Origin of the sequence: Curtobacterium sp. MR_MD2014 (assembly GCF_000772085.1) — a bacterium.
Taxonomy (GTDB): Bacteria; Actinomycetota; Actinomycetes; order Actinomycetales; family Microbacteriaceae; genus Curtobacterium.
Window position 1 is genome coordinate 1,785,836 of record NZ_CP009755.1, and the last position, 25,250, is coordinate 1,811,085.

The window sequence follows — 25,250 nt, forward strand, 5'->3', positions numbered from 1 at the left end:
CATCGTGCGACATCACCGCTGTCGAACGACGAGCGCGGTGTCGCAGGAGGCGCGCGGCGCGAGGGCCTCCGCCCCGCGTCTCAGTGACGCCGCAGGCGACGCACGACCAGCACCAGGCCGCCGAGGGCGGCGAGCCAGCCCCAGTTCGCCACGACCGGGTCGAGCAGCTGGTGGCGCCCGTCCCGTCGCGAGGAGCCCAGACGCGTCGAGACGGGCCGGTTGCCGAGCTCGGCGCGCCACCCGGTCTCGTGCACGACCCGGTCCGGTCGGCCGCGGAGCGCGTCCGTCACCCGGTGGGTGGCCACGTCGATCCGGTCGCCCAGCACGAGGAGCAGCCAGTGCGCCAGCCGGCCCTCGCTGAAGCGTCGGTAGGCGAACCGCTTCACGACCCCGGCGAGCCCGGACAGCGGTTGCGCCGTCCCGAACACGGGCGTGACGTGGGCGTGCTCGATCGACCGCTCGCGGCCCTCGCCGCCGGGCTGTGGCTCGGGGACGTCCCAGTGGGCACCCGAGGCGAGTCCGACCTCGCGGGAGAGCTTCGGCACCGACGGACGGTCGGCCGGGTCGAGGTCGCTCCCCCACCCGGGGATGCGCTCACGGAGCTCCGCCGACGAGGGCACACGTCGGGGCGGGTCGGCGATGTAGGGCGTGTGGTCGGTCACGGGTGTCTCCTTCACGGCACGATCACCGTCTTGATGCAGTCGTCGAGCTTCGACGAGAACAGGTGGTAGGCCTCGTCGATGTGCTCGAGCGGGACCCGGTGCGTGATGATGTCGCTCGGACGGAAGTGTCCGGCCTGGATGTGCTCGAGCAGCCGGGGCCACTGGCGCTTGACCGGCGCCTGGTTCGTGTGGATCGTCAGGCCCTTGTTCATGGCGTCGCCGAACTTCACCGCGCTCGGGATCGGTCCGTACGCGCCGACGGCGGAGATCGTCCCGCCCTTGCGCACACCGTCGATCGCCCAGTTGAGCGCGGTCGGTGACCCGCCCTGCAGCTTGAGCTTCGACGCCGTGACCTGCTGGGTGAAGTTGCCGTCCGCCTCGGCACCGACGGCGTCGATCACGCTGTCCGCTCCGAGGAAGTCGGTCTGCTGCTTCATCTCGAGCACGACGTCGTCGACCTCGGCGAAGTTGATGGTCTCGGCGTGCGCGAAGGTGCGCGCCTTCTCGAGCCGGTACTCCAGCTGGTCGATGACGATCACGCGGCCGGCACCCATGAACCACGCCGACCGAGCAGCGAACAGCCCGACCGGGCCGGCGCCCAGCACCACCACGGTGTCGCCCTCGCGGATCGAGGCGAGCTGTGCGCCGAAGTAGCCCGTGCTCAGGGCATCGGTCATCAGGAGGGCGTCCTCGGCGTCCAGCCCCTCCGGGATGACGGACGGGCCGACGTCGGCGAACGGTACGCGGACGCGCTCCGCCTGCCCGCCGTCGTAGCCGCCCGTGGTGTGCGAGTACCCGTAGATGCCGCCGACGGCCGTCGCGTTCGGGTTCACGTTGTGGCAGTTCGAGAACAGCCCCCTCGCGCAGAACCAGCAGGAGCCGCAGTAGACGTTGAAGGGCACCATCACGCGGTCGCCGACGGCGAGTGACGCCACCGACGAACCGACCTCCTCGACCACGCCGATGAACTCGTGGCCGAAGGTGTGCCCGACGCGGGTGTCGGGCATCATGCCGTGGTACAGGTGCAGGTCGGAACCGCAGATCGCGGCCCGTTCGACCCGGACGACGGCGTCGTTCGGGTGCTCGATCCGAGGATCGGGCTTCTCCTCGACACGGACCCGGTACGGTCCGCGGTAGGTCATGGCACGCATGGGCGCTCCTCTCGTTCGTGGAGCCCACGCTCGCCTCGGTGCCGTGCGAGGCGATCCAGGACCGCGCGATCTGAGCAGAACGACCGGGACCGTCGACGAGGGACCGGCGAACGGACGGGAGGCGCGGTGCCGACCGGCACCGCGCCTCCCGTCCGTCACGTGGTGACGTCGACCTGTGTCAGCTCTTCGAGGCCTCGACGAAGTTGCGTCGCGGGTCGGTCTCCTTGATGAGGCTGGTCGCGTCGCGACCGGACACCGCGCCGGTGATCCAACCGATGACGATGCGGACCTTCCGGTTCAGCGTCGGCATCGCGTACACGTGGTACGAGCGGTGCGCGAGCCAGGCGAGCAGGTTCGTCATCTTGACGCCCTTGATGTTGCCGGCGCCCTTGCCGACGCCGTACGAGGCGACGGTGCCGATCGACGGGTGGCGGTACTCCTCGAGCGGCTTGCCCGTGATCGTGGCGACCACGTTGTCCGCGGCGACGACGGCCTGACGGACGGCGTTCTGCGCGTTCGGCGGGTAGTACGCCGGCTGCTTCTCGGCGGTCAGGTCGGGGACCTGCGCGACGTCGCCGAGGCCCCAGACACCCGGGACGACCTCGTGCGTGTCCTCGGCCTCGACCTGGAGCTTGGCGTTCGCAGCGAGGTGGCCCTTCGGACCACGCGGCAGGTCCGTGGCGTCGAGGAGCGGGTTCGGCTTGACGCCGGCGGTCCAGACGAGCAGCCCGGTGGCGAACTCGTCGCCGTCGGAGAGCTTGATGACCCCGCCCTCGGCGCTCGGCATGGTGGTCTTCAGCCGGACGTCGATGCCGCGGGCACGGAGCGACTCGAGGGTCCACTTCGACAGCTCCGGGCCCACCTCGGGCGCGACGCGGTCGAGCGCGTCGATGAGCACCCAGCGCGGCTGCTCACCGGCGAGCGACGGGTAGGTCTTGATGGCGGCCTGCGAGACGTCGAAGAGCTCACCGATCGCCTCGACGCCGGTGTAGCCACCGCCGACGAAGATGCTCGTCAGCAGACGGCGACGCTCGTCCTCGTCACGGGTGGCAGCGGCCTTCGCGATGTTGTCGAGGAGCTTCGCGCGGACGTAGGCGGCCTCCTCCACGGTCTTGAAGCCGACGCCGTACTCCTCGAGCCCGGGGGTCGGGAACGTGCGGGTCACCGAGCCGAGCGCGACGACGAGCTGGTCGTAGCCGAGCGTGCGGTCGTCGCCGCCGGCCGTGGCGATGGACACGGTCTTGTCCTTCGACGAGATGCCGGTGACCTTGCCCTGGATGACGCGGGTCTTCTTCAGCGCGCGACGGAGCTCGAAGGTGACGTCCTTCGGGGCGATGTGCCCGCCCGCGACCTCCGGCAGGAACGGCAGGTACGTGTAGTACGTGTTCTGGTCCACCAGCGTGATCCGCATCGGCACGGTCGCGGCGTGCTTCTGGAGCTGCTTGACCGTGGTGTAGCCGGCGGAGCCGCCGCCGAGGACGAGGACGTGAGGGATGGAGTCTGCCATGCACCCGGTCTACCGGAAGAACCCCTGTGACGTCACCAAGCCGCGCCGCCCGGTCCGTGCACCGCAACCGGATCGCTCACCGGGCGATCACCGTCCGGGCGGACGGTCCTGCAGGCGCCACCAGGCGGTCTCGGCCAGCTCGGGGCCGGTGTGGACGCCGTGCTGGGTGCGACGGGACTCGGTGAGCGAGAACCGGCGCAGGCGGTACCCGCCGCCGAAGCGGTCGATGATCGCCTCGGGTGAGGACTCCGGCGTGCGCTTCACCAGCCACGTGCGGTCGTCGACGGGCTCGATCACCGTCGGTTGCCGATCCGCGAGCGCAGCACGTCGATCCGCTTCTGGATCTGTTCGATGCTCGCCTGCGCCACGGCCGGCCCACCGCTGATCCGACGGAGCTCGGCGTGGATGGCCCCGTGCGGTTCGTTCGCGTGCCGGGACCAGATCGAGACGAGCCGTGCGAGCTCGGTCCGCTGCTCCTTGATGGTCTGGTACATCGGGCGCGACTCGTCGGGCTTGGGCTTGGGGAGGCCGTCCTTCGCCGCGCGGCCCTTCGACCGCTTCGCCTGGGATGCCTGACGGGCCCGCAGGAGATCGCGCACCTGGTCGGGTTCGAGGAGCCCCGGGATGCCGATGAAGTCGAGTTCCTCGAGCGAGCCGACCTCGCCCCCGGTGCCGAACTCGCCGCCGTCGTAGAGCACCCGGTCGAACGACGCCTGCGAGTCGAGCGCCTCGAACGGCTGCACCTCGAGCAGGCTCTCGGACGCCCGGTCCTCCTTGTTGGCCTCGGCGACCATGGCGTCCTCGGGGTTGTACATCCCGTCGTCGCTGTCCTTCGGCCGGTCGAGGGCGTGGTCGCGCTCGAGCTCGAGCGACGCCGCGAGGGCCATCAGCCCGGGCACGCTCGGCAGGAACACGCTCGCGGTCTCGCCGCGGCGGCGGGCCCGGACGAAGCGCCCGATCACCTGCGCGAAGAACAGCGGTGTGCTCGCGCTCGTGGCGTACACGCCGACGCAGAGCCGGGGTACGTCGACGCCCTCGGACACCATGCGGACGGCGACCATCCAGCGCGAGGTGTCCTCGGCGTACGCCTGGATCCGGCTCGATCCGGCGGCCTCGTCGGAGAGCACCACGGTCGGTCGCTCGCCGGTGATCTGCTGCAGGATCCGGGCGTAGGCGCGCGCGGTCGTGGTGTCGGTCGCGATCACCAGGCCGCCGGCGTCCGGCACGCCGCGACGGACCTCGGTCAGCCGCTTGTCGGCGGCCGACAGCACGGCGGGCATCCACTCGCCCTCCGGCGAGAGCGCGGTCCGCCACGCCTGTGCGGTGATGTCCTTCGTGACCTGCTCGCCGAGGGACGCCGACATCTCGTCGCCCATGCGCGTCTTCCACCGCATCTGCCCGGCGTAGGCCATGAACAGCACCGGGCGGACGACGCCGTCCTTGAGCGCGCGGCCGTACCCGTAGTTGTAGTCGGAGATCGAGGTCCGGATGCCCTGCTCGTCGGGGGCGTACTGCACGAACGGGATCGGGGCCGTGTCCGACCGGAACGGGGTGCCGGAGAGGGACAGCCGACGGGTCGCCTTCGTGAAGGCCTCGCGGATGCCGTCGCCCCAGGTGAGTGCGTCGCCGCCGTGGTGGACCTCGTCGAGGATCACCAGCGTGCGACCGCCCTCGGTGATCTTCTGGTGGACCTCGGGGTTCATGCCGACCTGCGCGTAGGTGATCGCCACGCCCTGGTAGTGCCGCCCGAACATCCCGTCGCCGTTCTTGAACATCGGGTCGATCCGGATGCCCACGCGGTCGGCAGAGTCCGCCCACTGCCGCTTGAGGTGCTCCGTCGGGGCCACGACGACGATGCGGTCGACGGTGCCGCGGGCGAGGAGCTCCGTGGCGAGGCGGAGCGCGAACGTGGTCTTGCCGGCGCCGGGGGTCGCGGCGGCGAGGAAGTCGCGCGGCTCGGTCTCGAAGTACTTCGTGAGCGCCTCGACCTGCCACGCACGGAGCTTCGACGCGGTTCCCCACGCAGCCCGCTCCGGGAAGGCCGGTGACAGGTGCTCGGCGGCCGCGTTGCCGGCGTTCTCCGCCTGGACCACGGCCTCGTCGTGGGGTCGGGCAGCGCCCGGCGCGGCCGGTTCACCACCGACCGCGGACTGCTCCCGCGTCGCCCGGTCGTCGCCGTCCGGGGCGTCGCCCCACAGCGTCGCGGGCTGCTGCTGGTCGTCGTACTCCGCTGCGCTCACTTCACGCGATCCTACCGTCAGGCCGGGTCCTGCCGGGCGTGCGGCGGACGCTGCTCGGGCGTGCCGCGCACGAGCGAGGCGGGCCGGAGCACGCCGGCACCGAAGCGTGCGGCGACCGCGTCGACCGTCGTCTCGGTCTCCCGCCACGGCGCGTCGTCGTCCCACAGCGCGTTGCTCGCCGCTGCCGGGACGAGGTTCTCGCCGCGCACGCCGATCAGGCGGATCCGGTTGCCGGGCCGGTGCAGGACGTCGTAGAGCTCGACCGCCTCGTGGTGGAGCCGCTTCGCCACGTCGGTCGGTTCGGCGAGCGTCCGGGACCGGGTGAGGGTGCTGAAGTCGGTGTACCGCACCTTGAGCGCGACCGTGCGGGCCTGCACGTCGGCGCGGCGCAGGCGCACGGCGACCTTGTCGGCCAGGCGCAGGAGCTCGCGGGCGACGTCGTCACGCTCGGTCAGGTCACGTCCGAAGGTGACCTCGTGCCCGATCGACTTCTCGCTGACGCCGGTGTCGACCACGCGCGGGTCGCGGCCCCAGGACAGGTCGTGCAGGCGCTGTCCGCCGGCGGGACCGAGTGCGGCGACGAGCGACGGCAGCGGCGTGTGGGCGAGGTCCCCGACCGTGCGGATGCCACGGCGCTCGAGCTTCTCCTGCGTCGTGCCGCCGACGCCCCAGAGCGCCGCGACCGGTTGGGGGTGCAGGAAGGCCACGGTGTGCGCGGCCGGCACGACGAGGAGCCCGTCCGGCTTGGACCGGCTCGACGCGAGCTTGGCGACGAACTTGGTGGAGGCCGCGCCCACCGAGCAGTGGAGACCCGTCTCGGCGAGGACCGCGGCGCGGATGGCGGTGCCGATCTGCCACGGGGTGCCGTAGAGCCGGAGCGCACCGGCGACGTCGAGGAACGCCTCGTCGATCCCGAGCTTCTCGACCTTCGGGGTGAACTGCCCGAAGACGCGCATCACCGCGGCCGACTTCGCCGCGTACTTCTCGAAGTGCGGCTCGACGATGACGGCGTTCGGGCACCGGCGCTTCGCCACGGCCATCGGCATCGCCGAGTTCACGCCGTAGCGACGGGCCTCGTACGTGGCGGCGGTGACGACGGAGCGGTCCGAGTCGTGTCCGACGATGACGGGGAGCCCGCGCAGGTCGGGACGGTCCAGCAGTTCGACGGAGGCGAAGAAGGCGTCCATGTCGACGTGCAGGACCGTCGCCGTCACGTCGTCGACCGGACGCTCGGAGACGAGCCGGTTGCGTCCGTCCTGCTTGCTCACCCGGCGATGATGCCACGCACCACCGACACCCGGGCCGGGCTCCGGCTCAGGCGAGCGGCCCGAGCTCCGCGGCGGCGATCGTCCGCGCCGCCGAGTCCCGCGTCGACGGGTGGTACTGCCCCGCACGGACGTCCCGCGCGAGCCGGGCGAGTTCCGACGACGCCCGGAACGCCGAGCCGCCGGCGAGCCGCAGCGCCTCGTCCACGACGTGCTGCGCCGCGTCCACCGTCCGCGCCTTGGTGCCGACGAGCAGCGGGAACCAGCGGGGGCCGAGGTCGTCCAGCTCGTCGACCGACCGGGCCAGGGCGGACACCTGCAGGGCGACCGCGTCGACCGCGCCGCGCAGGTCGGCGACCGCACGGCGGACGTCGGGGTCCTGCGACCGCGGGACGCCGTCGCGCCCGCGTCGACCGGACACCGCTGCGACGGCCAGTCCGAGCGCCCGTTCGGCGATCCCGACGTACACCGACGCCACGAGCAGCTCGAACGCCGCGAACACCCCGAAGACGAGCGGGTCCTGCGTCGGACCGACGGGGAGCACCCGGACGATCCGCGACGCCGGCACGTGCACGCCGTGCAGCAGCGTCGTCCGGCTCTGGGTCGCGCGCATCCCGAGCGTGTCCCAGTCGTCGAGGTGCTCGACGTCGCCGTCGGACCGCAGCACGAAGCCGTGCACGAGCCGTGGCTCCGGACCACTGGTGTCCTTGCCGAACACGCTGAGGACGTCCCACGCCGGGGCGAGCGAGGTGGACACCTTCGTGCCGGTGAAGCGGTAGCCGCCGTCGCCGTCCGGCTCCGCCGTCGTCGACGAGTCGAACAGCACGGCGTCGTTGCCCGGTTCGCTCACCCCGAAGGCGAGCAGGTGGTCGACCGCCGCGTGGTCGGTGACGGCCTGGAGGAACGACCCGCCCCGCGCCGTGACGGCGCGCGCCGCCTGCACCCACACCTGGTGCATCCCGAGCCCGAGCGCGGTCGCCGGCGCGGCCTGCGCGAGCCGCCGCTGCAGGGCGCTCGTCGCGGCGAGGCCGAGCCCAGCGCCGCCCTGCCCGACCGGGACGCCGATGCGCAGCCAGTCGGCCGCGCGCAGCTCCTCGAGGTCCTCGGCGCAGAACGCGTTCTCGGCGTCGTACCGCGGCGCGCGGGCGGCGATCCGCTCCAGCAGGTCCTGCGACAGCGTCCACCCGGGTTCGTCGGCCAACGTCATGCCACGAGACTACGGTCGGAGGCGTGTCAGCTCGTCATGCGTGGTCCAGGTACGTCGCGATCGGTGACTCGTTCACCGAGGGGATCGGTGACCCGGACCCCACCGTCCCCGGCGGCAACCGTGGGTGGGCCGACCGCGTGGCCGAGGTCCTCGCCGGCCGGGCGGACGGGTTCGCGTACGCCAACCTGGCGATCCGCGGGCGCCTGCTCGGGCAGATCGTCGACGAGCAGGTCGAGCCGGCCCTCGCGCTCCGCCCCGACCTCGTGACGGTGTCCGCCGGCGGCAACGACATCATCCGCCCCGGCTCGGACCCCGACGAGCTCGCCGAACGGTTCGACGGCATGGTCGGGCGGCTGCGGAGCGACGGCGCCACCGTCGTGCTCTTCACCGGCCCCGACGTCGGCATGACACCCGTGCTCGGCATGGTCCGCGGCAAGACGGCGATCTACAACGAGAACCTGCACGCGATCGCGCTCAAGCACGGTGCCCTCGTCGCCGACATGTGGGCGCTCCGGGTCCTCCGCGACCCCCGGATGTGGGCGCCGGACCGCTTGCACCACTCCCCGACCGGCCACGCGACCGTCGCCGCGGCCGTGCTCGACGCCCTCGGGGTCGAGCACGGGCTCGACCCGGTGACGCCGGAGCCGCTCGAGGCCAGACCGTGGCGCGAGGCCCGCGTCGAGGACCTCGGGTGGGCGCGCGAGTACCTCGTCCCCTGGGTCGTGCGGCGCATCCGGCACACGTCGTCCGGCGACGGCATCAGCGCGAAGCGGCCCGACCTGCAGCCCGTTGACGTGACGTCCGACACGCCCTGACCCGGAGTGCACCCTCGGTCGGAGGCCGCACCCCCGTGTGCGCGGCGCGGTGTCCGCCAGGGGGCGCGATCGGTCAGTCGACCGGGCGGCGCAGCGTGAGCGGCCCGTCGTGCAGCGGCTGCGTGGTCCACTCCCCCGTCGCCGTCCCCGCGGTCGGGTCGAGCCGGAGCCGGGCGGCGTGCGGGGTCTCGACGAAGCGGACGACGACCTCGACGGTGCCGTCGGGTCCGGTCGCACCGCTCGTGGCGAGCGGCCCCTCGACCGACCACGCGCCCTGACCGACCGGGACCGACAGCAGCCCGCCGTCGACGTCGACCGTGAGTCGCCAGCCCTCGGCGTCGGACTCCAACCGGAGCCCCTCGAGCACGCCGTCGGACTCGTAGGACCCGGCCACGGCGTCGGCCAGGCGACCGCCCTGCACCGGGGGCAGCCCGAGGGAGGCGAGCCGTGCCTCCAGACCGGGGTCCGCGTCGACACCGGCGGCCGTGCCCGCAGCGCCCTCGTCGCCGTCCTGCGGCGCGATCGCCGGCAGCAGGTGCTGCCAGGCCGCGTCGAGCACCGCCTGCATGTCGAGCGACTGCCCGGTCAGGGCGAGCACGACGTCCTGCTCCGGCAGCACGACGCAGAACTGGCCGTACGCGCCGTCGCCGCGGAAGCCGTGGCGGGCCATCCAGAACTGGAAGCCGTAGCCCTGCCGCCAGTCCGCGTTCTCCTCGTGGGGGTTGTCGACCTGCGTGCTCGTGGCGGCGTCGACCCAGTCCTCGTCGAGGATGCGCTGCCCGTCCCACACGCCCCGCTGCAGGTACAGCTGGCCGAGCGCTGCGACGGCGGCCGTCGGCGCGTACGCACCGCTGAACCCGAGCTCGGCGCCCGTGTCGTCGCGCTTCCACGAGAGGTCGTCGATGCCGAGCGGGTCGAGCAGGCGCGGGCGCAGGTAGTCGACGAGGGACTCGCCGCTCGCCCGGCGGACGATCGCGGCGAGCGTGTACGTGCACGGCTGGTTGTACGCGAAGACCGTGCCGGGTTCCTCGTCCGGCGGGGTGAGGAGGAACCCGCGGACCAGGTCCTCCGGGTCGGTGGCCTCGGCCCGCTGCAGGGTCTCCTCGCGGTGCCCGGACGCCATCGCGAGCAGGTGTCGGACCCGGATCCGGCGACTGCGCTCGTCGGTGACGTCCGCGTCGAGCTCAGGGAAGCACGACAGCACCGTGGCGTCGAGGTCGACGAGCCCCTCACGGACGGCGATGCCGACGGCAGCGGCGGTGAAGCTCTTGCTGAGCGAGTAGAGCAGGTGGACGCGGTCCGCGGCGTAGGGGGCCCACCATCCCTCGGCGGCCACCCGGCCGTGTCGCAGCAGCACGATGCTGTGCGGCTCGACGTCCGGTGTCGACTCGAGGGCGTCGAGGAACGCGGTGATCCCGCGTGCGTCGATGCCGAGGGCGGACGGGGTGCTGCGCGGGAACGTCGTCGTCACGCTCGAGAGCCTACGCGGCGAGCCCCCAGCGCTGCGGTGGCGACGCGGGGTCGAGCGACGTGGAGGCCGCGCGCGGGGCTGCGCCGGCGGCGGCTGCCGACGGACTGGTCTCGACGCCGCGGAACGGGTTCGTCCAGCGCCACCAGAGCCCCGGGTCCTCGATGGAGCGCTCGAGCTCGAGCGGCACGGTCACGGGGTCGTGGTGCTCGATCGAGAACCGTACGGAGCCGACCCGCTCGCCCCGCTCGCCGAGCGTGACGCTGTCGAGCCGGGTGCGTGCGGTGACCGTCGTGTCGCCCCAGACCAGGACCTCGGCGGCATCGGCGGCCACGGCGTCGGCGTCGTCCCGCCAGGGCGTCGAGTAGGTGCCGAAGGTCTGGCCGGCGTGCGTGAGCGTGACCGTCTGGAAGTTGTCGGCCACCGAGCGGAGCAGGCGGCGGACGTCGACGTCGAGTGACGGGTGGTCCCTGCCGCCGAGCATGACACCGACGACGGTGACCTGCCGGCCCCCGCGCTGGTACGTGGCGGCGAACAGCAGGCAGGCCCCCGCCTCGTCGAGCGTGCCGGTCTTGATCCCCTCGATGCCGTCCATCCCGAGGAGCTTGTTCGAGTTCTCGATCTCGCCCGCCCCGGGCACGGTCACCTGCTCCGTCCCGACGATCTCCTTCACGACGGGGTCAGCCAGTGCGAGCTGTCCGAGCCGCACCAGGTCGGTCGCCGTCGAGCGGTTCGCGGGGTCGAGGCCGGTCGGCTCGTGGATCGTCGTGTCGTCCAACCCGTGCTCGTCCAGCCAGGCCGAGGCGGCGCGCTCGTAGCCGTCCATCGACCCGAAGGCCCAGAGCGCGAGTGCACCGGCGTAGTTGTTCGCCGACTTCATCAGCATGACCTGCATGGTCTGGTGCTCGGACAGCCGCAGGCCGTCCGGCATCGGCGCCACCTCGCCGTTCTGCGCCAGGTACTCGGCGTAGAGCGCCTGCATCTGCGCGTCGAAGCGGATCGTCGGGCCGGACTCCCCGCGGTCGAGCGGTCTCGCATCGAGCACGACCAGGGCCGTCACGACCTTGGTGATGCTCGCGATCGAGCGGGCCTTGGTGTCCCCGCTGGTGCGCAGGCTCTCCGGGAACCCGGTGGCCTGGACCGCGGTCGCCCCGTAGCCCGGGAACCGCAGGTCCGGCAGGGTCGAGGTCGGGGCGGAGTACTTCGTCGTGGTGGCGCTCGCCGGCGCGAACGGCACGACGGCGACGGCCACCAGGTACCCGACGGCGAGCAGGAGCACCGCGACGACGCCGATCGTCACGGGCCTCCTGACGGCGGAGCGGGGGCTGCGGACGACACGGGGCACGGGAACCGAGGGTACCGGGCAGTCCCGGGGTGCCGGCCGACAGCGAGCCGCCGGTCGTCCCCCGACCGTCGTGTGACGAACACGTAAAACATCGCGCTCCGGGATCCGTGCGTCGCCCGGCAGCCCCTAGCGTGCTGGACATGCACCACGGAACCACCCCGGGCGCCACGCGTGGCGGCCGCACCACCGCCCCGTCCACCGACCCGGCCACCGACCCGGCCGAGGGCAAGAAGACCGCACCGGGCCCGGCTCCGGCTCCGGCTCCGGCTCCGGTCACGGTGCTCCAGCCCGACACCGGCCCGGTCCGGTCGTCGCGGTACCTGCCGGCCGAGGCCGACCGGGTGCTCTGGGGACGGCTCCCGAACGGCGACGACCGCCCGGTCGTGACGCTCGCTCCCGGTGACGACCTGACGATCGACACCGTGAGCCACGAGGGGCTCCTGCCGGACCAGGGCAGTGACCCCGTCGCCTTCTTCGGCCGCCACGGCGTCGCGCCGGAGCACGTGCTCGCCGACGCGGTCGCGATCGCCCGGACCGGTCGCCGCGACCCGGAGCGGGACGGCCCGCACGTGGTCACCGGACCGATCGCCGTCGACGGTGCCGAGCCGGGCGACGTCCTGACCATGACCGTGCTCGAGACGCTCCCCCGCGTGCCGTACGGCGTGGTGTCGAACCGGCACGGCCGCGGGGCCCTGCACGGCGAGTACCCGGTCGACGGGCGCACCGTCAGCGTCTTCGCCGACGTGGTGCCCGCCGACGACGGGCCCGGCGACGACGGGCCCGGCGACGACAGGCCCGGCGACGACCGGCTCCTCGGACGCATCCCACTCACCGAGCGCGGGGACCGGTACGCCCGGTTCCCGCTCGCGCCCTTCCTCGGCATCATGGGCGTCGCGACCCCCGGCGAGCGGCTGCACTCGGTCCCGCCCGGACGTCACGGCGGCAACATCGACGTCAACCTGCTGCAGGCCGGTGCGCAGCTCCACCTGCCGGTCCTCGTGCCGGGTGCCCTGGCCTACGTCGGCGACCCGCACTTCGCGCAGGGGGACGGCGAGGTCGCGCTCACCGCCATGGAGGCCTCCCTCCGTGCGACGGTGCGCTTCGACGTCACGCCGGCCGCCGAGGCAGCGCAGCAGTTCGGGGAGCTCGTCTGGCCGCTCGTCGAGACGCGGGACCACCTGGTGCCGACCGGACTCGACCCCGACCTCGACGAGGCCGTCCGGGCCTGCGTCCGGCACGCGATCGCGATCCTGGGCGCGCGGTACGGCATGGAACCGCACCTCGCGTACGCCTACCTCAGCGCGGCGACGGACTTCGACGTGTCGCAGGTGGTCGACCTGGTGACCGGGGCGCACGCCCGCATCCGCAAGGCCGACTTCGCGGACGTCCGGTGACGGCCGCGGCACGGCCGACCGGCGGTCCGTCGGCACCGACCGGCCTGCTCGACGCCCTCGACGCCTACGAACGGGCACTCGCCGACGACGACCTCGCGGCGCTCGACGACGCGTTCGTCCGCTCCGCCGACACCCTGCGCGGCGACGACCGCGGCCTGCTCGTCGGGCACGACGCGATCAGCACCTTCCGCGGTGCGCGGGGTGGAGTCGCGCCGCGCCACCTGTCCCGCACCGAGGTCCGGGTGCTCGCCGAGGACCTCGCGCTCGTCGTCTGCGTCGCCGCGTTCCGCGACGGCGGCTCGGGTCTGCAGACCCAGCTCTGGCGCCGTCAGGCCGACAGGTGGCGCATCGAGGCGGCGCACGTCACCGGTCGATCCCGACCCCTCGACACCACCGTGTGGCGCGTCGTCGGCGACCCGCTCCTGCCGCCGACCGGCCGCGGCCGTCTCGACGGCGCCACGGTGGCGGTCAAGGACCTGTACGCCGTCGCCGGCCACCGCGTCGGGGCCGGCAACCCGACGTACCTGCAGGAGTCCGTGCCCGTCCCCGCCTCCGCAGCGGCGGTCGCCGCCCTCCTCGACGCCGGCGCGTCGGTCCGCGGCATCGCGCGGACGGACGAGTTCGCCTACGCGCTGACCGGACGCAACGAGCACCACGGCACCCCGCCGAACGGCGCCGACCCGTCGCGTGTGCCGGGAGGCTCGTCCAGCGGATCAGCGTCGGCCGTCCGTTCCGGGGTGGCGGACGTCGGACTCGGTACGGACACCGCGGGATCGCTGCGGATCCCCGCCTCGTACCAGGGGCTCTGGGGCCTGCGGACGACCCACGGCGTCGTCGACCGCGCCGGACTGCTGCCGCTCGCGCCGTCGTTCGACACCGTCGGGTGGCTGACCAGGGACGCCGACACCATGGTCCGGGCCCTCGACGCCTCGGTGCCGCACGGGTCGCACCCCGTGTCGGAGTCCGGGGCGCCGGTCGTGCTCGCGGAGCTCCTCGCCGCCGCGGACCCGGCGACGCAGGACGCCGTCCACGCCGTCGTCGGTGACCTGCCGGTCGTGACGCTCGACGACCTCGGGCTCCCCGCGCTCGACGACCTCCGCGAGCTCCTGCGGCTCGTGCAGGGTGCCGAGGCGACGGCGGCGCACGGGAAGTGGATCGCGGCCCACCCCGGCGCCCTCGGGGCCGTCGTCGGGCAGCGGTTCGCCGCGGCCGCCGCGAACCCGCCGGACCTCGTCGCGGAGGCCCTCCGGCGCTTCCCGGGGGTCCGGGCGGCGATCCGAGCGGCCCTGGTCGACCGGGTGCTCGTCACGCCGACCGCTCCGGGCCCGGCCCCGTCGCTCGGCGCCGGCGCGGAGGAGCTCGAGCGCGTCCGCACCGCGACGACCACCATGACCGCGCTCGCGAGCGTGGGCGGGGTGCCCTCCCTGAGCGTGCCGGCGCTCACCGTCGACGACGCACCCGTCGGCCTGTGCCTGACCGGCGGGACCGGCACCGACCGAGCACTGGTGACCACGGCGGACCGCTGGCTGCGCGACGGGGTCGGCACGGGCCTCCCGGCCGGCGCTGCCTGAAGCGGTACGCCGGGCCGTCGACGAGCGGTCAGCTGGTCAGGTGGTCGGACGTGCAGCGCGCTGCGCGTGCGTGACCGCCCAGAGCCCCACCGCGCTCGCCGCCGCCACGTTGAGCGAGTCGACGCCGTGCGCCATCGGGATGCGGACCGTCGTGTCGGCGGAGGCGATCGCGGCGTCGGTCAGGCCCTGCCCCTCCGTGCCCATCACGAGCGCGACCCGCTCGGGGACGTCGGCGACGAACGCGTCCAGGTCGACCGAGCGGTCGGTGAGCGCCATCGCGGCGAGGTGGAAGCCCTGCGCGCGGAGTTCCTCGCCGGCGGCCGGCCACTCCCCGATGCGGGTCCACGGCACCTGGAGCACCGTGCCCATGCTCACCCGGACGCTCCGGCGGTACAGGGGGTCCGCGCAGCGCGGGCTCACCAGGACCGCGTCCGCCCCGAGGCCGGCGACGCTGCGGAACACCGCGCCGACGTTGGTGTGGTCGACGACGTCCTCGAGCACCACGACGACCTTCGCGTCCCGGACCACGTCGGCCACCGACGGCAGCTCCGGTCGGTGCATCGCGGCGAGGGCACCCCGGTGCATCCGGAAGCCGGTGAGGTCCTCGAGCAGCGCATCCGGTCCGACGAAGACCGGGCCGTCGTGGTCCGCCACCAGGGGCAGCACGCTGTCGAGCCACTTCTCCTGCACGATGACGCTCCGCGGGACGTGCCCGGCGCGGACCGCGCGCTCGATGACCGTGTTCGACTCGGCGATGTACAGCCCGCCCTCGGGCTCCGTGACCCGCCGCAGCGCCACGTCGGTGAGCCGGGCGAAGTCGTCGAGTCGGGGGTCGTCGAGAGAGTCGATGCGGACGGGGTGCACGGGGCTCGTTTCGTGGGAAGGCGGCTGGGCGTTCGGCTGTTGAGGGTACCGTGGACGACGTGCTGACCGACCCGATGACGGACGAGCTCGACCGCGTCGTGGAGCTGCTGACGGGCAAGCGCGTCGCCGTGCTCTCCGGCGCCGGGCTGAGCACCGACTCCGGCATCCCCGACTACCGCGGCGCGGGCCGGGTGGTGCGGAAGCCGATGACCTTCCAGGAGTTCCGCTCCGACCCGGCGAAGCGCCAGCGCTACTGGGCCGGTTCGCACCTGGGGTGGCGCACCTTCGCCGCCGCCCGGCCGAACACCGGTCACCGCGCGCTCGCCGCCCTCGAGGACGCCGGCATCGTCACCGGGGTCGTCACGCAGAACGTCGACGGCCTGCACCTCCGCGCCGGGTCCCGGCGGGTCGTGGAGATCCACGGCTCGATGGACCGCGCGGTCTGCCTGACGTGCGGGCAGGTGTTCTCGCGTGCCGACCTCGCCGGTGTGCTCGATCGCGAGAACCCCTGGATCGACGAGCCGGGCACGGTGCAGCTGCAGCCGGACGGCGACGTCGAGATCACCGACGTGGAGCGCTTCCGGGTGCCCGACTGCTCGGTGTGCGGCGGGGTGCTGAAGCCGGACGTCGTGTTCTTCGGCGAGTTCGTGCCCGCCGAGAAGTTCCGCGAGGCCGTCTCGATCGTCGCGGACGCCGACGCGCTGCTCGTCGTGGGCTCGTCGCTCACCGTGAACTCCGGCGTCCGACTGGTCGACCACGCCACCCGGCGGAAGCTCCCGGTCGTCATCGTGAACCGGGGAGCCACCCGCAGCGACCGGCGCGCGGTGGCGAAGCTCGACGCCGGCACCACGGAGACGCTCGAGGCACTGGCTGCGCGGCTCGTCCCGTCCGCCGCGGCGTCGGCTGCACCGGCGCCGCCCGCTGCGGAGTCGTCCGCTGCGGTGTCGGCTGCTGCGGAGTCGGCTGCTCCGGTGTCGGCTGCTGCGGAGTCGGCTGCTCCGGTGTCGGCTGCTCCGGAGCGCTCTGGCAGGATCGACGGGTGACGACGCTCCTCACCCTGGTCCGGCACGGCGAGACCGACTGGAACGCGCAGCGGCGCATCCAGGGATCGACCGACATCCCCCTCAACGACACCGGACGTTCCCAGGCCGCGGCCACCGCGCTGCTCCTCGGTCGCCGACGGTTCGACGCGGTCGTCGCGTCACCGCTGTCACGCGCGTTCGAGACCGGCGCGATCATCGCCCGCCACCTCGGGCTGCCGGAGCCAGCCACCCACCCGGGTCTCGCGGAGCGCTCGTACGGCGAGGCCGAGGGGCTCACCGACACCGAGGTCGCCCAGCGCTACCCGCACGACGACGTCCCCGGACGGGAGTCCCGCTCCGCGCTGCTCGCACGGGCGACCGAGACGCTGGCCGAGATCGCCGTCCGCTTCGACGCGGGGTCGGTCGTGGTCGCCACGCACGGTGCCGTCATCCGGGCCGTCGTCAACGCCGCGGCTCCCGGCACGGCGGACCGGTACACGACGCCGATCCGCAACGGGTCCGTGCACTCCTTCCGCTGGGACCCCGAGCGGTTCCGTGCCGAGCTCGTCCGCTTCGACGACCCGCTCGACGAGGTCTCGGAGCAGACGGGCGATGAGTCCTTCGCCGAGCAGAACCCGCTCGAGCGCCGGTAGCGCGGGCGGCGGCCCGTCGCGCACGGTGGACCGGTACCGGACGGTGGACCGGTACCGGACCGTTACCTGCGGCTCCGCGAGCGCGGGGGCCCGCTCGGACTAGGCTCCGGTCCACGGGCGGCCCGACCACCGTCCGGTGGTGCTCGCACCCGTGCGCGAGGAGGGGCCGTGACGAACCAGGGACCGGTGGACGACCGAGTCGACTCGTCCGACGACCTCGACCGGGCGTTCGGCCCGGACACGGCCTCCGTCACCCGGCCGTCCACCGGCCAACGACTCCGACGCGGCACCGTCATCACGCTGTCCTTCGTCGCGGTCGGCGTCGTCATCGCCGTCGTCCTGTCGACGATCGTCGGCAGCATCCAGACCGGGGTCGGCGGGGTGTTCCCGCGACCCCAGGCAGCGCTCGACCGGTTCCGGACCGCGGCGGCCGACGTACCGGGCGTGCTCGCCGTCCGTGACGAGGAGACCACGCGCGACTCCCTCGCGGCCTACCGGGTGTCCGCCGTCGTCGAGGCGTCACCGGACCTGTCGCCCGGTCAGCAGGTCGACCTCGTCCGCGCCCTGAGCGCCGCGGCGGCCGACGCGGACGGCAGCGGAGTCGTCGTGTCGGCGGAGGCCCGCTTCGACACCCTGGTGGTCGGGGTCACGACGGACGCCGAGGTCACGCGACAGCGGCTCGAGGTCGCTCGCTCGGTCGCGGCGATCGGCGGGGTCGTCGCGGTGCGCAGCGACTGGGGTCCGGGGGCACCGTCGGACGAGCCGGACGCGCAGCGCGTCGAGCTCGCCACGGTCGGCACCGGTGTGGCCCTCGCCGCGATCATGGACGTCGCACAACGTGAGACGCACGGGGTCTTCCCCGGCGCCGAGGTGACCTCGCGTCAGCCGTCCTGACGACACCGCTGCTGTCGGCGCCGCCACCACTCGTGCGCCGGTCCCGGTCAGCGCTGCTCTCGGTCCTGCACCGCGCGCTCGACGGCCCGGGTCACCTGTTCCGCCGAGTCCTGCCACCGGAACCGGGCCGCCCGCTCGAGCGAGGCCCGCGATGCCTCGTCCCAGCGGTCCTCGAGTCGCCGCACCGCCGCTGCCACCGCGGACGGCGACGACGGGTCGAAGTACTCGGCCGCGTCCCCGCCGATCTCGCGGAAGATCGGGACGTCGCTGACGACCACCGGGGTCCCCACACCCATCGCCTCGACCAGGGGGATGCCGAAACCCTCGTCGAACGAGGCCGTCGCCAGCGCCGTCGCCCCGCGCAGGGTCGCCAGGTACTCGTCGTCGGAGGCACCGTCGTGGAAGACGATCGCCCCGGTCGGCGCCAGGGCCTCGAGCCGTCGTCGGTCCGCGTCGGACACCCGCGACATGCAGTGCAGCGTCCAGTCGGCTCCGAGCAGGGGCAGTGCGGCCGCGAGCGTCTCGACGTTCTTGTACGGCATGAACGACCCCATGTAGACGAGCGTCCGCGCACGGCTCCCGTCGGGCTCGCGGGGCACGGCCGGGTCGGCCGCGTTGTACGCCACCGTGACGGGGCGCTTCGTCAGACGGTGTCGCTCGATGAGCCCCGCGGTGGTCTCGGACACCGTCACGACGCCGTCCGCGCCGTTCAGCAGCAGGCGTTGCGGCGCCCAACTCAGGTGGAAGAGCCGCCAACCGAGCCGGATCGGCCACGAGAACTCCCGCGGAGGCGTGCGGTTCCGGTAGTAGATGAGGTCGTGCAGCGTGAGCACGAGGGCGTAGCGGCGGCCGCGGGACCCCATGGTCTGCATCGGTGAGAAGACCGCGTCGAGACCGAGCCGGTTCACCGTCCGGGCCACGAGCGGCTCCCCCGCGTCCGTCGGGGCCGGGATGCGTTCCCACGGGATGCCGTCGGGCAGCGACGCGAGCTGCCGTTCGTCGTGCACGAGCAGGACGTGGTCGTGCCGGTCGGGCAGGTGCGCGACGACGCCGGCGGTGAAGCGGCTGATGCCGTCGTGCCGACCGATCCGGACGTACCGGCAGTCGATGCCGATCCGCAGGCGCCTCACGACGCGGACTCCCCCGGGGTGCCGCCGGCCGACGGTGACGCCGCCGACGTGTCGGGAGCCTGCTGCGGTGCGGTGGACCTCGTCCTGCGCGGGTTCCCACGTCCGGCACGACGGCGGGCCGTCGGCTCGGCCATGCGACGGAGCACCGCGTCGGCGGCGGCTCCGGGCGTCTCGTAGTGCACGAGGTGTCCCACGTCGGGCACCACGACGAGCTCGGCGTCGCGGAGTCGGGAAGCGAGTGCACGCTGCTCGGGCAAGGCCGTGATGTCGTCGTGCTCCGCGGCGACCAGCAGCACGGGGACGTCGATGCGGTCGGCGTACTCGGACACGTCGTGCGTGACCGAGGTGCGGAACGCCTCGAGCACGCTCGTGCGGTCCGCGAACGCCGAGAAGTACCGGTCGTGCTGGTCGTGCACCCATCGCCGCAGGTCGCGGTCGCGTGACTTCAGCATGGCGAGGCTCATCGCCCGCACGATCGCGCGGTTCCGGAGCAGCCCGAGTCCGAGCGGCCTGGGGAGCACCGCGCCGGCCCGGTAGTAGCTGATCGCGATGCCGGTGCCGACGGCCCGGGGCCCCTGCAGCGCGGGTGCCGCGATCGGGTTCACCAGCACGAGCAGCCGGGTGTGGAGGCCGGCCGCGACGGTGGCCGCCGTGACGATCGACCCGAAGGAGTGTCCGAGCACCACGGTTTCGGGACCCAGGGCGAGCGCGCGGTGGAACCCGGTGAGCCACCCGACGTAGGCGTCGACGTCGGAGACCGGCAGCGGGTCGGAGATCCCGAAGCCGGGCAGGTCGGGGACGACCACGCGGACGCCCCGGAGGTGGGCGGCGATCGTCTCGAGTCCGTGGTGGTCGCCGCGGAACCCGTGCACGGCGAGGACCGTCTCGGTCGCGTCGACCGGCCCGTACTCCCAGTAGTGCGTGGTGCGGCCGTCGAGGGTCACGGCCCGGTGCACGACCGGTGTCGCGGCGACGAGCGACTGGTACGGGGAGATCACGGGTGGTTGCATCGCGGCCAGTCTACGAAGCGGCGACCGGGCGGGGTGCGTCCCGCGCCCCGCTGTGGAGGACGACGGACGGGAGGGACGCTGTGGAGGGGTGTCGCGCCTCCCGTCCGGCCACGTGACGCGGTCGTCACGGCGACCCGCGGACAGCAGCAGGAGCACGCGCCTACTGTGGCCGTGGTCGGGCCACGCCGCCGGCCCGCCGACGACGAGGAGCACGCTTGACCTTCACGGCCCCGATCCAGCTGCCCGGCCTGACCCTGGACCCGCAGTGGTACAAGCGCTCGGTCTTCTACGAGTGCATGATCCGCTCGTTCGTCGACTCGAACGGCGACGGCATCGGGGACATCCAGGGCGTCATCGGCAAGCTCGACTACCTGCAGTGGCTCGGCGTCGACGCCATCTGGCTGCCGCCGTTCTTCCAGTCCCCGATGCGCGACGGCGGGTACGACATCTCCGACTACCGGGCGATCCTGCCCGAGTTCGGCACGCTCGACGACTTCCGCGAGCTCGTCACGAAGTCGCACGAGCGGAACATGCGCATCGTCATCGACATGGTGATCAACCACACCTCCGACCAGCACGAGTGGTTCCAGCAGTCCCGCGAGGACCCGGACGGCCCCTACGGCGACTTCTACGTGTGGCGTGACACCGACGAGCACTACGAGAACATCCGCATCATCTTCGTGGACACCGAGGAGTCGAACTGGACCTTCGACCCGGTCCGCCGGCAGTTCTTCTTCCACCGGTTCTTCTCGCACCAGCCCGACCTCAACTTCGAGAACCCGGCCGTGGTCGAGGCCGTCTACGACGTCGTGCGGCACTGGCTCGACCTCGGTGTGGACGGGCTGCGGCTCGACGCCATCCCCTACCTCTTCGAGTCCGAGGAGGGCAACGGCGAGGGCGAGCCGGAGACCCACGAGTTCATCAAGAAGCTCCGGGCCATGGTCGACGACGAGTACCCCGGGCGTGTCCTGCTCGCCGAGGCGAACCAGTGGCCGCGTGAGACCGCCGCGTTCTTCGGCACCGACGAGGAGCCGGAGTGCCACATGGCGTTCGACTTCCCGGTGATGCCGCGCATCTTCTACTCGCTCCGCGCGCAGCACGCCGCCGAGCTCAAGGCGATCCTGTCCGAGACCCTCGACGTCCCCGAGAAGGCCGCCTGGGGGGTGTTCCTCCGCAACCACGACGAGCTCACGCTCGAGATGGTCAGCGAGGAGTACCGCCAGGCGATGTACGGCTGGTACGGCTACGACCCGCGCATGCGGTCGAACATCGGCATCCGTCGTCGCCTCGCTCCCCTGCTCGACAACTCACGCGCCGAGCTCGAGCTCATCCACGCCCTGCTGTTCTCGCTGCCCGGGTCGCCGTTCCTGTACTACGGGGACGAGATCGGCATGGGCGACAACATCTGGCTGTCGGACCGCGACTCCTCGCGCACGCCGATGCAGTGGACCCCGGACCGCAACGCGGGCTTCTCGACCGCCGACCCGGGCAAGCTGTACCTGCCGGTCGTGCAGTCGCTCGTCTACAACTACGCGCAGGTCAACGTCGAGGCGCAGCTCGCCCAGTCCCGCTCCCTGCTGCACTGGGTCCGCAACGTCATCCACGTCCGCAAGGCGCACCCGGTCTTCGGCCTGGGCTCGCTGCACGTGCAGGACACCACCAACGACTCGGTGCTCGCGTTCGTCCGGTCGTGGGAGGGGTCCGGGCAGCAGTTCGGCCCGTCCGCCGAGGACGTCCTCTGCGTGTTCTCCTTCGCCACCAACCCGACGTCGGTGACGATCTCGGCGCCGGAGTTCGCCGGACGGCCGCTGTACGACCTGTTCGGCGGCGGGTCGTTCCCCGCGTTCGACGAGGACGGCAACGTCACCCTCACCATGGGGACGCAGTCGTTCTACTGGCTGCACGTGGGCGCGCCGGTCGGCGTGTAGCGAGCGTCGGCGGGCGGCCGCCGGTCGGGGGCGACCGTCCGTCGGAGGGCGACCGTCCGTCGGAGGGCGGCCGTCCGTCGGAGAGCGACCGTCCGTCGGAGGGCAACCGTCCGTCGGAGGGCGACCGTCCGTCGGGGAGGCGCTGCCGGCCTGGAGGCTCGACTCGCCCCCGCCGGGTGGCTCACCACCCGCTCGTCGCCGCGTCCGGCGCATCGACCGGGGCGCACCGGCCGCGCTCGTCGACCAGGACGCGGGCGGGTCGCGGCGTGCCCGCCAGGCGGGTCGCGTGGAGCGTGTCGGACCGTCCCGTTAGCCTCGTGCCGTGACGTACTCCCCAGCAGCGCTCGACACGCCCGCACCCGCCGCCCCGGCCGTGCAGGACCTGAGCGGTCGTCCCTGGTGGCACGCGCTCGGCGTGTTCGACCTCGAGACCACCGGCGTCGACGTCGAGACCGCCCGCATCGTCACGGCGCACGTCGGCCTGATCGACATGACCGGACGCTCCATCGCGGAGGGTGCCTGGATCGCCGATCCCGGGATCGCGATCCCCGAGGGCGCTGCCGCCGTGCACGGCTACACGACCGAGCGCGCCCAGGCCGAGGGGCGCCCGGCCGGCGAGGTCGTCGCCGAGATCGTGGCAGCGGTCGAGGCCGTGTTCGCGCGCGGCATCCCGCTCGTGATCTACAACGCTCCGTACGACCTGACGGTGCTCGACCGCGAGGCCCGACGGCACGGCATCGCCTCCCCCGTCATCGGCAACGTCGTCGACCCGCTCGTGATGGACAAGGCGCTCGACACCTACCGCAAGGGCAAGCGCACGCTCGAGGCAGCGTCCGAGCTCTACGGCGTGACGTTGTCCGACGCCCACGACGCCGCCGCGGACGCGATCGCTGCCGGGCGTGTCGCGCAGGCCATCGCGGCGAAGTACCCGGAGGAGCTCGGTGTCTCCGCCGAGGAGCTGCACCGCAAGCAGGTCGGCTGGTGTGCCGAGCAGGCCACCTCGTTCCAGGACTACATGCGGAAGAAGCGCGACCCCTCGTTCACCGCCGACGGTCGCTGGCCGCACCGCAACGGCTCGTAGCGTCGCGGTCGCCGCGGCGCCGTCTCCGCGCCGCCACTGAGCCGCTGTCGCCACGCCGCCACTGGGCCGCTGAGCCGGTGTTGCCGCGCCGGCGCTGAGCGGCCGCTGTCGCCGCGCGCCGCAGCTGGGCCGCCCAGCGAGCGGTGCCGCACATCGGCGCTCCCTGCCAGCGCCGGGCGCCGGCGTCCGGCACCCGCCTGCTGTCCCGCAGAACCGGAAGCACGTCGCGCCGTGGAATCACGTGGTGCGACGTGCTCTCCGTGGTGCGCGAGCATCGCGCACCACGGCCCGCGCACCGCGGCCTGCGCACCTCGCAGCCCGTGCACCACGGCCTGCGCACCTCACAGCCCGTGCACCACGACCGGCGCACCGCGCACCGCGCACCGAGGCTGCGTCGCACGGTGCGCTGCCGGCCGTCGGGCGGCGCGACGCTGCCACCTCGACCGGCGAGCGTTCCCGGCGGTCCCACACCGAGCCTCCCGGCCGTGACCGCGGTTCGCGCCCGCAGTACGCGCACAGCCAGACGCACCTCGAACCACGTGAACGCCTGGCGCGACGTGCTTCGTGTTGCGCGCGAGCACCACGCGCCACGGCGCGACAGCACGACGACGCCGTGCGCGCATGCTGGACGCCGCGCCCGCGCCCGCGCCCGCGCCGCGCTCGCGCCGCCCGTGCGCTGTTGCGCCCCGTTCCGGACCCTGCGCCCCGGTGTGCCGGGGCACAGCATCCGCAGCAGGGCGCGTCTCGCGTTCTCACCGACCACAGCGCGCCGTACCCGGACCCGGCGCCCCACCCCGGCACCACCACCCGGGCAACGCAGAACGGGCGGCCCTCCCGAAGGAGGGCCGCCCGTCCGAGCGCGAACGCGGACTTACTTGCTGAAGCCCTTGAAGCGCTGGTTGAACTTCTCGACGCGACCGGCCGAGTCGAGGATGCGCTGCTTGCCCGTGTAGAACGGGTGCGACGCCGACGAGATCTCGACGTCGATGACCGGGTAGGTCGCACCGTCGAGCTCGATGGTCTTGTCGCTGGTCGCGGTCGAACGCGTCAGGAACGTCTCACCGGAGGCCAGGTCGCGGAAGACGATGGCGTTGTACTCGGGGTGGGTGTCGGTCTTCATGGAGATTCCTCGGTTGGAGATTGTGGGAGATGCGCGGACGGCCGGTTCGAGCGGACTCGATCGGGACCCCCGCGCGGGAAGTCTGCGGCGTGCGCCAGCCGTCCACGTTACCAGACGACGGGCAGGATCGGGAGCGTCAGGCCGCGCGCGCCGTGTACCGACCGGCGTCCTTCGAGACGGTCAGCTCCACGCCGAAGGCCTGGGACAGCGTGGGAGCCGTCAGGACCTCGTCGATGGGGCCGGCGGCCTGGATCCCACCGTCGGCGAGCACGAGGGCGTGCGTGAAGCCCTCGGGGATCTCCTCCACGTGGTGGGTGACGATGACGATCGCCGGCGAGTCGCTGCTCTGCGCGTAGCCGCCGAGCGTGCGCACCAAGCTCTCGCGCGCACCGAGGTCGAGCGAGGCAGCCGGCTCGTCGAGGAACAGCACCTCGGGATCGGTCATCACGGCGCGCGCGATCTGCACGCGCTTCTGCTCGCCGTCGCTCAGCTCACCGAACGTGCGGTCGGTGAAGTCACCGAGGCCCCACTCGTCGAGCACCCGCTGGGCGCGGCGGACGTCGAGCTCCTCGTACTCCTCGTTCCAGCGACCGGTGACCGAGTACGCGGCGGTGAGCACGACGTCGACGACCTTCTCGGTGACCGGGATCCGGCGGGCGAGGGCGGTCGACGCGAAGCCGATGCGCGGACGCAGCTCGAACAGGTCCGCGCCGCCGAGCTCGGTGCCGAGCACCTCGACACTGCCCGACGTCGGGAACGTCTGGGCACCGGCCACCTGCAGCAGCGTGGTCTTGCCGGCGCCGTTGGCACCGAGCACCACCCAGCGTTCGTCGTCCTGCACCTCCCACGAGATCCCGTCGAGGATGGTGGCCCCGTTGCGGACCACGGAGACGTCTGACAAGCGCACGACCGAGGGCATGGCT

Annotated in this window: 21 protein-coding genes and 1 pseudogene; 8 read left to right on the plus strand and 14 right to left on the minus strand. The window is 73.0% G+C overall.

The window, feature by feature from the left end:
* Nucleotides 1–80 precede the first annotated feature (80 nt).
* The 7 genes from NI26_RS08245 to NI26_RS08275 form a co-directional block, all read right to left on the minus strand.
* Complete coding sequence (locus NI26_RS08245; RefSeq protein WP_066654370.1) at nucleotides 81–662, minus strand: hypothetical protein; 582 nt, start codon at nucleotides 660–662, stop codon at nucleotides 81–83.
* Between the two features lie 11 nt (nucleotides 663–673).
* The gene (locus NI26_RS08250; protein ID WP_066654371.1) at nucleotides 674–1,813 is read right to left on the minus strand and encodes a zinc-dependent alcohol dehydrogenase; all 1,140 of its coding nucleotides are present in this window, start codon (nucleotides 1,811–1,813) and stop codon (nucleotides 674–676) included.
* Nucleotides 1,814–1,991: 178 nt separating this feature from the next.
* On the minus strand, nucleotides 1,992–3,320 hold the full coding sequence (locus tag NI26_RS08255; protein WP_066654372.1) for an NAD(P)/FAD-dependent oxidoreductase: 1,329 nt from the start codon (nucleotides 3,318–3,320) through the stop codon (nucleotides 1,992–1,994).
* Nucleotides 3,321–3,407: 87 nt separating this feature from the next.
* Entirely contained in the window at nucleotides 3,408–3,617 is a 210-nt protein-coding gene (locus NI26_RS08260) for a hypothetical protein (RefSeq protein ID WP_066654373.1), read from the minus strand.
* Nucleotides 3,614–5,413 carry a DEAD/DEAH box helicase gene (locus NI26_RS08265; RefSeq protein WP_066658243.1) on the minus strand — a complete coding sequence of 600 codons (1,800 nt, stop codon included), beginning with the start codon at nucleotides 5,411–5,413 and terminating at the stop codon, nucleotides 3,614–3,616. Before NI26_RS08265 ends, NI26_RS08260 begins: the two co-directional genes overlap by 4 nt.
* A 164-nt stretch (nucleotides 5,414–5,577) precedes the next feature.
* Entirely contained in the window at nucleotides 5,578–6,828 is a 1,251-nt protein-coding gene (gene dinB, locus NI26_RS08270) for a DNA polymerase IV (protein WP_066654375.1), read from the minus strand.
* A 46-nt stretch (nucleotides 6,829–6,874) separates the two neighbouring features.
* Nucleotides 6,875–8,032 carry an acyl-CoA dehydrogenase family protein gene (locus tag NI26_RS08275; RefSeq protein ID WP_066654377.1) on the minus strand — a complete coding sequence of 386 codons (1,158 nt, stop codon included), beginning with the start codon at nucleotides 8,030–8,032 and terminating at the stop codon, nucleotides 6,875–6,877.
* A 23-nt stretch (nucleotides 8,033–8,055) separates the two neighbouring features.
* On the opposite strand from NI26_RS08275, the gene NI26_RS08280 reads away from it, so the two are divergent.
* A complete protein-coding gene (locus tag NI26_RS08280) occupies nucleotides 8,056–8,847 on the plus strand; it encodes an SGNH/GDSL hydrolase family protein (protein WP_066654378.1) in 792 nt (263 codons plus the stop codon).
* A 73-nt stretch (nucleotides 8,848–8,920) separates the two neighbouring features.
* Here NI26_RS08280 and NI26_RS08285 read toward each other — a convergent pair whose 3' ends face one another.
* Nucleotides 8,921–10,318 (minus strand): serine hydrolase domain-containing protein, encoded by a 1,398-nt coding sequence (locus NI26_RS08285; protein ID WP_066654379.1) that lies wholly within the window; start codon nucleotides 10,316–10,318, stop codon nucleotides 8,921–8,923.
* A 10-nt stretch (nucleotides 10,319–10,328) separates the two neighbouring features.
* Entirely contained in the window at nucleotides 10,329–11,660 is a 1,332-nt protein-coding gene (locus NI26_RS08290) for a D-alanyl-D-alanine carboxypeptidase family protein (protein ID WP_144411301.1), read from the minus strand.
* Between the two features lie 140 nt (nucleotides 11,661–11,800).
* On the opposite strand from NI26_RS08290, the gene NI26_RS08295 reads away from it, so the two are divergent.
* Nucleotides 11,801–13,054, plus strand: coding sequence for an acetamidase/formamidase family protein (locus NI26_RS08295; protein ID WP_081984861.1), 1,254 nt, complete (start codon nucleotides 11,801–11,803; stop codon nucleotides 13,052–13,054).
* Nucleotides 13,051–14,625, plus strand: a complete 1,575-nt coding sequence (locus NI26_RS08300) for an AtzH-like domain-containing protein (RefSeq protein ID WP_066654381.1) — start codon at nucleotides 13,051–13,053, stop codon at nucleotides 14,623–14,625. Before NI26_RS08295 ends, NI26_RS08300 begins: the two co-directional genes overlap by 4 nt.
* A gap of 36 nt (nucleotides 14,626–14,661) precedes the next feature.
* On the opposite strand, the gene NI26_RS08305 is transcribed toward NI26_RS08300, so the two are convergent.
* Nucleotides 14,662–15,489, minus strand: a complete 828-nt coding sequence (locus NI26_RS08305; RefSeq protein ID WP_066654382.1) for a TrmH family RNA methyltransferase — start codon at nucleotides 15,487–15,489, stop codon at nucleotides 14,662–14,664.
* Between the two features lie 74 nt (nucleotides 15,490–15,563).
* On the opposite strand from NI26_RS08305, the pseudogene NI26_RS08310 reads away from it, so the two are divergent.
* The 3 genes and pseudogenes from NI26_RS08310 to NI26_RS08320 all read left to right on the plus strand — a co-directional run.
* A pseudogene (locus tag NI26_RS08310) lies at nucleotides 15,564–16,370 on the plus strand (Sir2 family NAD-dependent protein deacetylase); the annotation flags it as partial.
* 158 nt (nucleotides 16,371–16,528) lie between these two features.
* Nucleotides 16,529–17,164, plus strand: a complete 636-nt coding sequence (locus tag NI26_RS08315) for a histidine phosphatase family protein (protein WP_066654386.1) — start codon at nucleotides 16,529–16,531, stop codon at nucleotides 17,162–17,164.
* Nucleotides 17,165–17,332: 168 nt separating this feature from the next.
* Nucleotides 17,333–18,058 carry a hypothetical protein gene (locus tag NI26_RS08320; protein WP_066654388.1) on the plus strand — a complete coding sequence of 242 codons (726 nt, stop codon included), beginning with the start codon at nucleotides 17,333–17,335 and terminating at the stop codon, nucleotides 18,056–18,058.
* A 47-nt stretch (nucleotides 18,059–18,105) separates the two neighbouring features.
* Here NI26_RS08320 and NI26_RS08325 read toward each other — a convergent pair whose 3' ends face one another.
* Together NI26_RS08325 and NI26_RS08330 are read right to left on the minus strand one after the other, a co-directional pair.
* The gene (locus tag NI26_RS08325) at nucleotides 18,106–19,179 is read right to left on the minus strand and encodes a glycosyltransferase family 4 protein (RefSeq protein ID WP_066658246.1); all 1,074 of its coding nucleotides are present in this window, start codon (nucleotides 19,177–19,179) and stop codon (nucleotides 18,106–18,108) included.
* Nucleotides 19,180–19,184: 5 nt separating this feature from the next.
* Nucleotides 19,185–20,198, minus strand: coding sequence for an alpha/beta fold hydrolase (locus NI26_RS08330; RefSeq protein WP_081984863.1), 1,014 nt, complete (start codon nucleotides 20,196–20,198; stop codon nucleotides 19,185–19,187).
* Nucleotides 20,199–20,413: 215 nt separating this feature from the next.
* Between NI26_RS08330 and treS the strand changes: the two genes are divergently transcribed.
* Nucleotides 20,414–22,126: a maltose alpha-D-glucosyltransferase gene (gene treS / locus NI26_RS08335; protein WP_066654389.1), complete on the plus strand. Its 1,713-nt coding sequence runs from the start codon at nucleotides 20,414–20,416 to the stop codon at nucleotides 22,124–22,126.
* Between the two features lie 382 nt (nucleotides 22,127–22,508).
* A complete protein-coding gene (locus tag NI26_RS08340) occupies nucleotides 22,509–23,207 on the plus strand; it encodes a 3'-5' exonuclease (protein WP_066658248.1) in 699 nt (232 codons plus the stop codon).
* Nucleotides 23,208–24,078: 871 nt separating this feature from the next.
* On the opposite strand, the gene NI26_RS08345 is transcribed toward NI26_RS08340, so the two are convergent.
* The gene (locus NI26_RS08345; RefSeq protein WP_022905175.1) at nucleotides 24,079–24,327 is read right to left on the minus strand and encodes a type B 50S ribosomal protein L31; all 249 of its coding nucleotides are present in this window, start codon (nucleotides 24,325–24,327) and stop codon (nucleotides 24,079–24,081) included.
* 136 nt (nucleotides 24,328–24,463) lie between these two features.
* Entirely contained in the window at nucleotides 24,464–25,246 is a 783-nt protein-coding gene (locus NI26_RS08350; protein WP_066654391.1) for an ABC transporter ATP-binding protein, read from the minus strand.
* Between the last annotated feature and the right edge of the window lie 4 nt (nucleotides 25,247–25,250).

What these genes read in the sequence shown, in the direction of transcription:
- NI26_RS08250 (WP_066654371.1), bottom strand. Translation starts at nt 1,813, where the DNA reads ATGCGTGCCATGACCTACCGCGGACCGTACCGGGTCCGTGTCGAGGAG.
- NI26_RS08255 (WP_066654372.1), bottom strand. Translation starts at nt 3,320, where the DNA reads ATGGCAGACTCCATCCCTCACGTCCTCGTCCTCGGCGGCGGCTCCGCC.
- NI26_RS08275 (WP_066654377.1), bottom strand. Translation starts at nt 8,032, where the DNA reads ATGACGTTGGCCGACGAACCCGGGTGGACGCTGTCGCAGGACCTGCTG.
- NI26_RS08295 (WP_081984861.1), top strand. Translation starts at nt 11,801, where the DNA reads ATGCACCACGGAACCACCCCGGGCGCCACGCGTGGCGGCCGCACCACC.
- NI26_RS08330 (WP_081984863.1), bottom strand. Translation starts at nt 20,198, where the DNA reads ATGCAACCACCCGTGATCTCCCCGTACCAGTCGCTCGTCGCCGCGACA.
- NI26_RS08345 (WP_022905175.1), bottom strand. Translation starts at nt 24,327, where the DNA reads ATGAAGACCGACACCCACCCCGAGTACAACGCCATCGTCTTCCGCGAC.
- NI26_RS08350 (WP_066654391.1), bottom strand. Translation starts at nt 25,246, where the DNA reads ATGCCCTCGGTCGTGCGCTTGTCAGACGTCTCCGTGGTCCGCAACGGG.